This is a genomic window from Francisella orientalis FNO12, assembly GCF_001042525.2.
Taxonomy (GTDB): Bacteria; Pseudomonadota; Gammaproteobacteria; order Francisellales; family Francisellaceae; genus Francisella; species Francisella orientalis.
In genome coordinates this window covers 904,431-917,173 of sequence record NZ_CP011921.2, presented here as the reverse complement: position 1 = coordinate 917,173, position 12,743 = coordinate 904,431, and the positions used below count along the sequence as shown (strand labels likewise).

Below are 12,743 nucleotides of genomic sequence, written 5' to 3'. Positions count from 1 at the left end.
ATGATACTGACTACAGCTGATACTCTTGGTAAAAGAGAAATTATAGAATACAAAGGTCTAGTTACAGGGATAATTGTGCGGACTCCAACTATAACTCAAGGAATACTAGGAAGACTAAAAAATATAATAGGTGGAAAAAATACCTCTTATACTAATGTCTGTAAAGAAGCTCGATTACATACTGAACAAGAAATGATAAATCAAGCTCAAGAGTTAGGTGCTAATGCTATAGTAGCTATTCGATATGATTCAAGTAGTTTAGGTGAACTACTAGTGGTACAGAGGTCTTTTGCTATGGCACTGGTGTTGTTATCAGATAATATATTAAACCTATATTAATTCATATTGAATAAAAATATAATCCTTCCTACTATTTATTATTGTTTTTACAGCTTAAATATTCTATGATGAATTTTTGACCTTTTTCAAAGGTTATTTATATTGTTCAAAATAGGAGAATAATTGTGACTATTAATTATGTGAGTCATTCGAAAAAAAGTAATCTTAGCCCTTTCGGGGTTCTATGGACATTAGAGTTATGGGAAAGATTTGGTTATTATGGTCTACAGGCAATATTAGCTATATACTTCGCTAAGAAGTTAGGCTTCAGTGAATCTGAAGCAATGTTGATCTTTGGTTCTTTTTCAGCATTATTATATGGTGGTCCATTAATTGGTGGATGGATTGGAGATAATTATTTAGGTGCTAAGCGTACAATATTTATTGGTGCAGGATTTTTATTTTTATCGTATTTATCTCTTAGTTTTAGTACACTTATAGCTGATTTATTAGGTAGTACAGAAAAAACTATAGTAATGTATTCATTAGCAGGTGTTGCTATTGGGGGCGGGTTATTTAAAGCTAATCCTACTTCTTTGATTTCAAAATTATTTGAAAAAGGTGATCCAGCTCTAGATGGTGCTATGACTTTATACTATATGGCGGTTAATATTGGCTCATTTGTATCTATGCTTATAACACCTGTTTTAGCAGCTAAATATGGCTATCTTCATGCTTTCTTATGCTCAGCATTTGGGATATTTCTTGGTTTGATTAGTTATACTGTTTTCTATCCAAAAATTCAAAGAATTGCTACAGAAGCTGGTAAGCAAAAGATGTCTTGGATGAAAGTTTTTGTAGTCATTATAGGAGCTTGTATAGCAATATTTATTACAGGCAATATTCTAGAAGATACTACTTTGTGTACTAGTATAGTGGTTGTAATCGTGATACTAGCACTAATATACTTCTTTATGCAAATGCTCAAACAGTCTAAGCATGAAAGAAAAAGAATGTTAGTAGCTTTAATATTGATTGTTCAAGGAATTATTTTCTTCGTACTATATCAACAAATGCCTACTTCGCTTAATTTCTTTGCCGTTAATAATGTTAATCCTCACTTCTTAGGTATGACTGTTCATGGTGAACAATGGCAGGTACTTAATCCATTAGTGATTGTATTAATATCACCTTTATTATCTGTAATATATAAGAAAATACCTGGTACTCATGTAACAAAATTCTGTTTTGGTATGACTCTTTGTGCTTTAGCATTCTTGGTATTATATTTCCCTCAATTTACAGCTACTGATGGCGTTGTATCCGGATGGTGGTTAGTTGCTAGTTATTTCTTCCAATCAACTGGTGAACTTCTAATTTCAGCGTTGGGGTTATCTATGGTTGCCGAGTTATTCCCTCGTAAGATGAGTGGATTTGCTCTTGGAATGTGGGCATTGACTACAATGGTAGCTGGTCCAATTGGTGGTTATGTAGGTGCCTTGACTGCTCCTGCAGAGGGTATTGTATTTACAAAAGTAGAAGGTTTAGCCGTTTATGGACACGTATTCTTAACTATAGGAATATTTGTAGCAGTAATCGCAGCTATTATGTGGATTGCTCGTGGCTGGTTAAACTCTATTATTGAAAGTACAAGAGTACATTTCGTATCTGAGAATACTCATGGGATGCATGAAGAAACTGCAGTATTACCTACAAAATAATTAATCTTGAGCCTTTGGCTTTCTTACACTTTTACTCTGATGAATTTTTTTGTTTTATTTTTTTACAAAATCTTTATTATGATTTGAGCTTTTCTTTTGATTAGTATTTTTATTATTTTTATTTGCTCTCTTTGCAGCTATTATTTTAACTTCATCAATTTTTTTAGCCTTAGTTTTGCGTGACATACTTGTAATAGGAACATTATGAGTAGCCTCAAAACCTTCTAACTCTTATCTTGGTAAAAGATGCTCAATTAAATGTTCTATATTTGATAGTGATTCAACTTCATCTGCACTTACTAAAGAAATAGCTAAACCATCTTGCCCTGCTCTACCAGTTCTGCCTATTCTATGGACATAATCTTCAGCTACATTTGGCAAATCAAGATTGATCGCACATGGCAGTTGCGCGATATCAGTTGCAACTAAAACATTTATATCTTTGGATTTAAAATCTGCTAATGCCTTTGTTCTAGCTGTTTGACTTTTATTACCATGTATTGCACTACTTGTTATACCAGCATTATTTAGTTTTGCTGATATCTTATTAGCGCCATGCTTTGTACGTGAAAAAACTAAAACTTGATGTAGATCTTGATCTTTTATTAGTGAAATTAAAGCATTAATCTTAGTTGATTTATCTAGTATATAAATTTTCTGAGTAATCTTTTTGACTGTTGTATTTACAATATCTGCTGATACTGACTGAGGATTATAAAGAAACTCATTTGCAAGATTTTTTATCTTTGGTGAGAATGTAGCAGAGAACATTAGTATTTGTAACTTTTTTGGTAAAAGCTTATGGATTCTTTTTAAATCATTAATAAAACCCATATCTAACATTCTGTCTGCTTCATCTAAAACAAATATATTTAAACTGTCAAATTTAAGAGCATTTTGATTATATAAATCAAGCAATCTACCCGGAGTAACTATTAAAATCTCAACGCCTTTACGTAACTTCATCATTTGAGGATTGATACTAACACCACCAAAAACCACTGCTGAGCGGATATATGTATTTGCTAATTTGTTCTTGTATTTGTATTGCTAACTCACTTGTAGGAGTTAGAATTAAAGTTTTGATTCGATTTGCTTAAGCTTTTGGTTGATCAAGAAGTCTTTGGATAATTGGTAATGTGAAGCCTGATGTCTTGCCTGTTCCTGTTTGTGCAGATGCCATGATATCATTACCTTTTAGAACTAATGGTATTGCTTTGGCTTGAATTAGAGTTGGTTTTGTATAGTCTTTCTTTTCTAAAGCGCTACATATTAAAGGATTTAAACCTAAATCTGAGAATTGCATGAATTTTTTATTTCTGATATTTTTTAGCTTAGCTATATTAAACTAATAGCCTCTATTTACTCTATAAAGATGTGTTATTAAATAATATAATACTTAAAGCCCATTTAATTAAATCTAAAGCTAATAAAATATGAATGATAAATACTATTCTAAGCTAGGAAAAGATGTACAACAACATCTCATAAAATTAGGTCTAGAACAAGCTAGAAATTTTGAGCTTGATAACGATGCCAAAATAGCCAAGATATTAAAAGCATATCGCGAGATATTAGATACTCTAGGTTTACAGACACATGAATTTGAAAAAACACCCTATAGAATAGCTAGAATGTTTACTCAAGAAATATTCAATGGCTTAGATTATGCTAATTTTCCAGCTTGTGCATTATATGAGAATGAATTTAGATATGAAGGAGTACTTACACAAAAAAACATAACTATAATGTCATTTTGTGAGCATCATTTTATGCCATTTGAAGGTGTTGCTGAAGTTTCATTTATTCCTAAAAATAATAATATTATAGGTTTATGTCGTATCAATAGTATTTGCAACTTCTTTGCAAGACGTCCACAAATACAAGAAAGAATGACTGCTCAAATATTTGAAACCCTAAAATTTATCCTCTCAACAGATAATGTTAGTGTAAAAATAAAAGCAAAACACACATGTGTATCATTTAGAGGCACAAATAATCAAAACTCTGAAACATATACTGAAATGCTTGGAGGTGTCTTTGCTAAAAAAGAATGATTCTAGAATGAGTCGTTTATTAGACATTGGGTTTTTATTTTTTATTATCCTAATAATTGTTTGTGTATTCTCGAAAAGCTATCTTAGATATTTTGTTATCATCATAGCAATTATCTACTATATTGTGGGTAATGGCATTATTGGTAATATCTTGGCTAAACCTCTTAGATTAGAATCTACAAATATTAAACAATGTGCAAATACTAAAGCTATAATCTTATTAGAAGCTGGTTTTAATCATGCGTTTGATAAATTAGAACCAAGCATTAGTGCTTATGATCGTATTCTCAAAACTGCTGAAGTCTATAACCAATATCCTCAAGATATCATAATAAGTGGAGGTTACACTTCAGATTATAAGTTATCAGAGGCTGAAGTTTATGCTGATATTATCTATAAGTTAGGAATTCCAAAATCAAAAATAAGATTAAAAAAAACAATCTAAAAATACCTACGAAAATGCTCGATTCACCAAACAAATCTTAAACGATAAGAATGCTAAATATTGTTTAATTACAGGAGGTATTCACTATCAAAGAGCTAAATTAATTTTTGATAGCTTCAATATAAATACAATAAACATTGCTTCATCTAAAGTAACTCCTGAAATAAGTTTTCTCCCTAATGTATATAATTTTTATATAACGCAAACAATAATTCATGAGTATTTAGGAATTGTTAAATTTTACTTATCCGTTAAATAAAGTAATATTCTAATTTCATTAAAACATCAACCCAAGATTGAAGAAAGATTTTAAAACTATATAATGATACAAATGTAGTAATTAAATATTGTGGAATGAGATGTTCAAAGAAATAATACTAAAAGTAGCAGTTATATTTAGTCTTACTATTGGTATGCTTTTTTTGCTTTTAGATACTTCTGATGTATATGCTGTAAGCAATCCATCTATTCTCGAAATAGTTTCGTTTGAAACCTCTAAAGATACTTCTACTCAACAAGTACTAAATTTATCTAGTAAAGTAACTCAAGACTTAAAAAACTACGAAGGATTCATAAAGAGAACACTAACACAAAATACTAAAGATCCAAATCAATGGGTTGATATCATCGAATGGAAATCTATGGATGATGCCCATACAGCTATGAATCAAGCCCTTAAAAATAAAGATGTAGAAGCATTTCTTAAGTTAATGAAGAATGGCTCTAGAATTTATCAAACAAATCAGAATATTTAAGTATTCAATCTCAAACATCTTAAGATCTAAAAAGTTAATTACTTTTCTAGACGGGAGGATAATTAGAATGATTAAACATCTAAAATATCTAATAATAATTATTATATCTATTAGCAGTTATGGATATAGCCAAACAATTAATATTGCTGCTGCGCAGATGCTAATCAAACAACAGTCTTTTGATGAGTTTGCAAATGATATGAATAGACTAACTAAGCAAGCTAAAGATCAAGGTGCTGAAATCGTAGTCTTTCCTGAAGATAACTCGGTAAACTTAATTGATAATCTACCATGGAATAAGCAAAGCATAATTAAACTTAGCAAGTATTATAGTCAAACTAGAAACTTAATAGCTAATCTATCTAAAAAGTACCAGATAATTGTTATAGGTGGAACTATTGCTAAAAATGATAATGGTAAAATCTCTAATACTATTTTGGTAGGTCTACCTAATGGTCAATTAACAGAAAATGACAAAATTTATCTAACTCCAGAAGAAAGAAATGTTGGCTATAATAAGTTTGGTAAAAATATATTAGTACTAGATTATAAAGGAGCTAAGATTGCTGTAGTAATATGCTATACAAGTGAATTTCCGAATGTCTCTGAACAACTTTCAAAAGTTAAGCCAGATATTATAATCGCACCATCTTACACAAATGATTTGTACGGTTTAAATAGAGTTCATACTGCAATGAAAATGCTATCTATCCAAAATTTTGCATATGGTATGGTAGTAGGTATGGCTTCAGGCTTAGATAAACAAAATACCCAAGGATTTGATGGTGTAAGTCAAATAATTTTTACATCTCCTCAGAATAAAGCTTTTAAAATTAATCATCTAAATATTGGTAACTTTAATAAAGAAGATGTAGTTATCGAAAAACTAGATATTACAAAATTACACCAAGCTCGTAAAAATTATGATGCATTTCCTAATGCGGATATTAAACATAATCCGACACTATCGACTAAATTAGTATCTATTACTCAATAAAAAGATTTAAATAGAATAACTTAAGTTTTAGGCTATAATTTCTATACAGATTTAAATTTAAAAATTAGCTATGAAGTATACTAAACTTGATAAAACTGATATTGATGTTAGTAGGATATGTCTCGGTACTATGACTTGGGGACGTCAAAATACTCAAGATGAAGGCTTTGAGCAGATGGATTATGCTCTTGCACAAAGTATTAATTTTTGGGATACAGCAGAAATGTATGCAATCCCACCTACTGCTAAGACTTATGGCAAAACTGAAGAAATAATCGGTAACTGGTTTAAAACAAGGTAGAAACGTAGTGATGTAATATTAGCGACTAAGTTTTCACCTATGACATGGGCTATAAATGAGGAAAATCCTCAGATAAATCGTGAAAATATTATTTCCGCTGTTGATAATAGCCTTAGAAGACTAAAGACAGACTATATCTATTTATATCAATTTCACTGGACTGTAAATAGAGCAAACTATCATTTTGCAGATTGGTGGTCATTTGAACCAGCTCAGGGTGCGACAGCTAAACAACAAATACAAGATAATATTCTTGAAACACTCAAAGCATGTGACGAGCTTATTAAAGCTGGGAAAATTAGACATATTGGATTATCAAATGATTCGGCTTGAGGTATAAATCAGTTTATTAACTTAGCTGAAAAATATAATCTGCCAAGAATAGTTAGTTTACAAAATGAGTACAACTTACTTAGAAGAAGAGATGAAACTGATGTCATGGAAACGTGTGCTATTGAAGATGTATCTTATCTAGCATGTTCACCACTACAAATGGGTATTTTAAGTGGTAAGTATTTAGATGGTAACATTCCAGCTGGAAGTAGAATGTCTGATGAGGTTATGGGATCACCTGAGCAGAAAGCTCAATTTGCAACTAGACAAAATGCTACTGTTGACTTAGCTGTTAAAGAATATCTAGAAATTACTAAGAAACATAATTTAGATGTTTGTCAAATAGTTATAGCTTTCACAGTTAGAAAAGAATATATGAGCTCTAGTATAATTGGGGCAACTACTATGCAACAACTAAAGAACTAATATTGACGCTATAAATCTTGAGTTGTCAGCTGAAGTATTGGCAGATATCGAAAAAGTTAGAAGAAAATATCCAATACCGTTCTAATATAGGTTCAAAACATTGTCCAAAAAAATCTTTCTAATTTTAATATGGTTAAGTGCGGTAGCATTTTATATGTATACTCCCATGACAAATACTTCACTTTCGGCATTTTCTATACCATTGATAAATCAATATGGATTTTCTAGTATTGACATTGCTTTTGCTATATCAATATATAGTATCGCAATGCTAATCATGAAGATACCTGTTGGAATTATAGTCGATAGATATGGTATTGATATCCATGTAATGATTGCAACGACAGTAGTTCTAGTTGGAACTATAATTTTTGCGTTTCCTACTAACTCAGCGATTCTACTGACTTCACGATTTATTATAGGTGTTGGTACAGCTTTTGCTATGATAAGTACTTATAGATTGACAAGCATTATTCTTAGTAAGCGTCTATTTGCAATTGCAACAGGTTTTATTTATTTCTTTGGCTCGTTAGCAGTTTCTATTTCAGGTGCGCCACTAAACTATGCTGTTAAGCAATACAACTATAATTACATAGTTTTAACATTAGCAAGTATTATGCTTGTTATATTAATTCTCTACTCCATTAGCAGATTTAAATATGGTAGGATTCCTAGAAGCGATGATATCAAATCATTTAGTGATTATTTTGCTGGTATTAAAGATATTTTCAAAGATAGACAAATAATCTTTACGATACTTTATGCTAGTCTTTTTACCTGTGTATTTTTTAATACTATTGGCTATTGGGGAAATACTATCTTATTAAATACTAAGCTAGCTAGCCGACAAGCTGGTTTAATAGGTAATAGCATTGCATCACTTGCTTCTGGTATTGCTTCAGTCGTTGTGGTCTAATTATTGCTACTCAATTTCTCAAAAGAAGTCATATCTTTATTTTTACATCACTAGCTAGTATTTCAGTAATTATTATCTTTTATACCAATATCAGTAATATTTATATACTTAGTTTAGCTGCGTTGTTTTTTGGTATTGGTTTTGGCTTTACAGGTATAGTTTTTGATACTGCAAATAAACGTAAGCAAAATTATCTTGTTAGTATATTATCACTACTTTTTTTGGTTAAATATGTCTTAAATAGTATTATTAATCCATTAGCTCCTACATTCAAAAAGCTTTAGTAGATTATAGTTTTGCTACTTTTTTAAGTTATAAAATAGCTTATGGTTTATTCTTAGGATTATTGATTATTGCTAATATTTTAAGCTTTTATATAAAACCTCAAAAAATATAATCAAAGAGCTAAAAAATTCTTTAAAGTTAATAAACCGTATTCAGTCAAATATGCTTCTGGATGATATTGAACACCAAAAATATTTGCATTTTGATGAGCAAAAGCCATAATTTCATCATTCTTGGTTGAGGCTAAATTAATCAAAGGTCCTTTAATATCATTAACAATTAAAGAATGATAACGTGTTACAGCAAATTTTACTGGATGATCTTTGTATAATAAAGATGATTGAAGTTGTTTAATCTCAGAGAGTTTACCATGGTATATTTGTTTAGCTTTTATAATTTTTGCACCATAATATTGAGCAATAAGCTGATGACCTAAACATATTCCCAATAAAGGCAAACTATTTTGCTGACAATACTCAATGATTGGATAGATATTTTTAAGCTCATCTGGATGACCTGGTCCCGGGCCAATAATAATATGTGAGTATTGCTCAACATTATCAATTTGCTCATCAGTTTTTATTATTGATACTTGATAGCCAAGATAAGTTATATAATCAACAATTGTATTACTAAAAGAATCATAATGATCAATATATAAAACCACCTTAAATCTCCAAATACGCTGGTACCAAGCCTCTGACACTATTGATAAGATATATTTTATCAGCGGTTTTTAGATTATCTAAATTTAGGCTTTTAGATTGTAGTTTACCTTGAGAAATTAAAGCTTTTCTTGCGACACCGGCTAAGACACCATCTTCTAATTTTGGTGTATAAAGTTTATCATTTTTCTCAATAACTATATTATGAAATCTAGTTTCTGTAATATTATCTTTTTCATTTAGAAAGATAAGCTCATAATTTTTATCTTGAATATATTTGTGATGCATTTGAGTATAAAAGCCTCGTGTTGAACTATGTGTAGTTTTGTGCTGAAATAATTTATTCGCTGAATTTATTTTCTCAGGGCAAATTTTTAGCTTAATAGCATGTTGGTTTGTAGTATTAATTTCAGTATGCTCGATATTTATAGACTTATCATAATGATATTCTAGACGGATTTTATATTCTTTATCATCAGTTAATTGCTCTACATAGTCATATAGTTGATCTCTAATCTTGCAAATATCAATATCAAAAAATAACTGTCTAGCAGAGTCCTCAAGCCTATCTAAATGTAGCTCTAAATCTCTAAATTGAGTACAGCAATAAAGGCTCTCAATTAAGCAAAAATCTGGTTGATAAGTTTGGCGTATAAAGTTTATCTTGGTATTCATTTCTTGCCATTCTGACTCTACATCTGAATATACCGTGATACCACCACCCACGCCAATTTGTAAACTATCATGATGTCGTTGAATCGTGCGAATAGCAACATTAAAGCACATATCATTATTTGGCATAATATAGCCAATGCTTCCGGTATAAACTCCCCTTTTACCTTTCTCTATTTGTTTGATTAGTTCCATAGTTCGTTTTTTAGGAGCTCCTGTAATCGAACCACAAGGAAATAAGCCATCTAGAATCTTTCTAAAAGATATTTGTTTATCTACTTTTGCTGAGATTTGTGAAGTCATTTGCAATAGATTTTTGTATTTCTCTATTGAGAAAAGCTTATCTACTTTTACAGTATGAGTATTTGTAATAGCAGATAAATCATTACGCAAAAGATCAACAATTATTAAGTTCTCTGCCCTATTCTTATCACATGATGATAATTCTTGATATATCTTTTGATCTTCTAAGTCATTACCAGTCAGCTTTGCTGTACCTTTCATTGGTTTGACAAGTAAATTATCAGCTTCTTTTTTAAAGAAAAGCTCAGGCGAAATTGATATTATATCTGGGTTTAAAAATGGTAAATATGCAGCATATTTAACTAATTGTTGTTGTTTGAGCCTGCTATATAACTCATAGCTAGTGAGCTTTGTATTAGCTAAGATATTTTTAGTTAAATTAATCTGATAGCTCTCACCATTGATAAGTGCTTGTTGAACTTCATCAAAGCTTTTTTGATAATCTGCAAAATTAAGACTATCTATCATTAGATCTATATTTTTATCTGAAATTATATTCTTGGGGATTTCATTTGAATAATTACTAAAAGCGACAAAATGAAGTAACTTAGTATCATCAGAATCGCATAAATCATAAAGATTATTATTAAGATAATAACTGGCTTCATAACTTAAATATCCAACCAGATATAAACCTTGGTGTTGCAGTTCTTCCAATTGCCCCAAAGCTAACTCAAGTGATTCTTTATCGTTAGCTATAACTTCCGCAACCGGATTGTAAAAATAGTAGCTTTGGTTATTTGTTAGAGTATCTTCAAGAATTGCAAATTGTGGTAATTGGGTATTCTCATGATTAATCATTTCTTTTAGTTTTTTTCTATCAGTTTTGCCAGTTGTAGTGGTTGGAATTTCGTCAATATAAATAATTCCATCTAATTTTTTGTATTCAGCTATGTAATTGCACAGCTTATTATTTATAAATTCTAAAGAGTACTGCTGCGATACCACCAAATATGCCCAAACAGTTTCTCCCCATATTTTATCTTTTTTAGAAGTAACTATACAATTATCAATATTTGGTATTTTTAAAATTACAGTTTCTAACTCAATTGGAGATATATTGGAACCACCTTTTATAATTATATCCTTATAACGCCCATAAAAACTAAGCTCATAACTTTGAGCATCGAAACTACCTATATCTCCCGTTTCTAACCACTCAGTTTGAATATTTAGAGGTAACATATTATTTTTGATGAAGATTTTACCATAGTCACTATTTTTGAATTTAACTATTTTTACTTGAGTATCTGCAAAGATTTTAACTTTATTAACCGTATTAGCAGATACATTTTGACCATATCCAAAAATCTCTGTCATACCTAAACCATTTAGTAATGGTATACCAAACTTATTTTCAACTTGATCTGCTAAACTTTCGCTAACTATATCACCAGCTACACCTAGATAGCGTAGATTATGATTGTTGTTGATATTTTGCTCTAACAAAAAATGATACATCGTTGGTAACAATGCTAAAGCAGTTACATTATTTTGGTTAATAATCTCTGCTATTAATCTTGCATCAAATTCACGGATAATCGTTATATTTAAATCCATAGCTAATGCTGGTAAGATTTGATAAGAAAAAGCAAAAGCGTGATTTATTGATAATGCTACTAATAAGTGATCATTTTGTTTAAAGCCTAAATCATTAATTCTATCATTAGCATAATTGATTATTTGATTAATATCGTGAAGATGCTTTTGATAAAATCCTGTTGTTCCAGAGCTTACATGCGCTGTTAGAGATTTAGCATAAATTGTATAGTCTTGTGTATATTCAAGACTTTCAAAAAATGATGTCGGATTTTCTATATATAATTTATTTACTTCAAGGCTAGATATTTTATCCGTGATAAATAGACTATCATCTTCAATTATTACTGCTAGCTCATTATCAACTAATCTTGGATTGATCGGTACAAAAATATCTATATCTACTATCCAACTAGCTATATACAAGCTTACAGATAATGGCGAGTTTTTTAGATTTGAGTATATTTTTCTATAACCAAAAGATTCTAAGAATCTAGCTAAACTATATGACTTTTGTAAAATCTTGTAATGACTATATCTTGTGTCATCAAAATATATATAAGCATTTCTATCGTATTTTTCTATATTTGCTAAAAAATCTCTAAGTTGGTACATATTTGCGGACAATAAATTATCTAAGCATTTGCTAATATGATATATTAAATAACAAAATTTACTATAATTTATCTAACAAAATGAAACAATCTCTGTTTTTATATGATATGGAAATATATGTAAGTCTTGGTTGCTCTGAGGAGGAAAGATCTCACAAACAAATGATAACTCTAGACTTAGAACTTGAATTTAGTCAAAACTATAACGCAAGTAATTCTGATAATCTTAAAGAAACTATTTGTTATTATACTCTGAGAAATAATATTCAACGCTTTTGTGATAACATTAGCTGTAATCTTATAGAGTACTTAGCTAAGCAAATTTATCTATTTATCGGAGAAAAATATAGGGATATAACAATCAAATACTTGAAACTTAATAAAAAGCCACCAGTTTCACAGATAGGTTCTGCTTCTTTTATTATTAGGAATTAA

The 12,743-nt window shown here is 30.0% G+C and carries 6 protein-coding genes and 6 pseudogenes; 9 read left to right on the top strand and 3 right to left on the bottom strand.

The window, feature by feature from the left end; translation table 11 throughout:
• Together FNO12_RS04680 and FNO12_RS04675 are read left to right on the top strand one after the other, a co-directional pair.
• Positions 1 to 320: pseudogene (locus FNO12_RS04680) on the top strand (YbjQ family protein).
• Positions 321 to 464: 144 nt separating this feature from the next.
• On the top strand, positions 465 to 2,000 hold the full coding sequence (locus FNO12_RS04675) for an oligopeptide:H+ symporter (RefSeq protein WP_014715431.1): 1,536 nt from the start codon (positions 465 to 467) through the stop codon (positions 1,998 to 2,000).
• A gap of 54 nt (positions 2,001 to 2,054) precedes the next feature.
• Here FNO12_RS04675 and FNO12_RS04670 read toward each other — a convergent pair.
• Positions 2,055 to 3,306 (bottom strand): annotated as a pseudogene (locus FNO12_RS04670) (DEAD/DEAH box helicase).
• A 130-nt stretch (positions 3,307 to 3,436) separates the two neighbouring features.
• Between FNO12_RS04670 and folE the strand changes: the two are divergent.
• The 6 genes and pseudogenes from folE to FNO12_RS04640 all read left to right on the top strand — a co-directional run bounded on the left by folE (position 3,437) and on the right by FNO12_RS04640 (position 8,627).
• Positions 3,437 to 4,057, top strand: a complete 621-nt coding sequence (folE, locus tag FNO12_RS04665; protein WP_014715430.1) for a GTP cyclohydrolase I FolE — start codon at positions 3,437 to 3,439, stop codon at positions 4,055 to 4,057.
• A gap of 7 nt (positions 4,058 to 4,064) precedes the next feature.
• A pseudogene (locus FNO12_RS11515) lies at positions 4,065 to 4,761 on the top strand (YdcF family protein).
• Between the two features lie 100 nt (positions 4,762 to 4,861).
• A pseudogene (locus FNO12_RS04655) lies at positions 4,862 to 5,280 on the top strand (antibiotic biosynthesis monooxygenase family protein).
• Between the two features lie 44 nt (positions 5,281 to 5,324).
• Positions 5,325 to 6,254, top strand: coding sequence for a nitrilase-related carbon-nitrogen hydrolase (locus FNO12_RS04650; RefSeq protein ID WP_014715427.1), 930 nt, complete (start codon positions 5,325 to 5,327; stop codon positions 6,252 to 6,254).
• A gap of 70 nt (positions 6,255 to 6,324) precedes the next feature.
• Positions 6,325 to 7,399: pseudogene (locus FNO12_RS04645) on the top strand (aldo/keto reductase).
• A 69-nt stretch (positions 7,400 to 7,468) separates the two neighbouring features.
• A pseudogene (locus FNO12_RS04640) lies at positions 7,469 to 8,627 on the top strand (MFS transporter).
• Here the strand turns inward: FNO12_RS04640 and FNO12_RS04635 are convergent.
• Together FNO12_RS04635 and pabB are read right to left on the bottom strand one after the other, a co-directional pair.
• Positions 8,628 to 9,182 carry an anthranilate synthase component II gene (locus tag FNO12_RS04635; RefSeq protein WP_014715425.1) on the bottom strand — a complete coding sequence of 185 codons (555 nt, stop codon included), beginning with the start codon at positions 9,180 to 9,182 and terminating at the stop codon, positions 8,628 to 8,630.
• 1 nt (position 9,183) lies between these two features.
• Positions 9,184 to 12,321, bottom strand: a complete 3,138-nt coding sequence (gene pabB, locus FNO12_RS11510) for an aminodeoxychorismate synthase component I (protein WP_306807236.1) — start codon at positions 12,319 to 12,321, stop codon at positions 9,184 to 9,186.
• Positions 12,322 to 12,389: 68 nt separating this feature from the next.
• On the opposite strand from pabB, the gene FNO12_RS04625 reads away from it, so the two are divergent.
• Positions 12,390 to 12,743 carry a dihydroneopterin aldolase gene (locus tag FNO12_RS04625; RefSeq protein ID WP_014715423.1) on the top strand — a complete coding sequence of 118 codons (354 nt, stop codon included), beginning with the start codon at positions 12,390 to 12,392 and terminating at the stop codon, positions 12,741 to 12,743.

Bases quoted from the DNA above. Each gene is read 5' to 3' on its own strand.
- FNO12_RS04650 (WP_014715427.1), top strand. From the start codon at position 5,325: ATGATTAAACATCTAAAATATCTAATAATAATTATTATATCTATTAGC.
- FNO12_RS04625 (WP_014715423.1), top strand. From the start codon at position 12,390: ATGAAACAATCTCTGTTTTTATATGATATGGAAATATATGTAAGTCTT.
- folE (WP_014715430.1), top strand. From the start codon at position 3,437: ATGAATGATAAATACTATTCTAAGCTAGGAAAAGATGTACAACAACAT.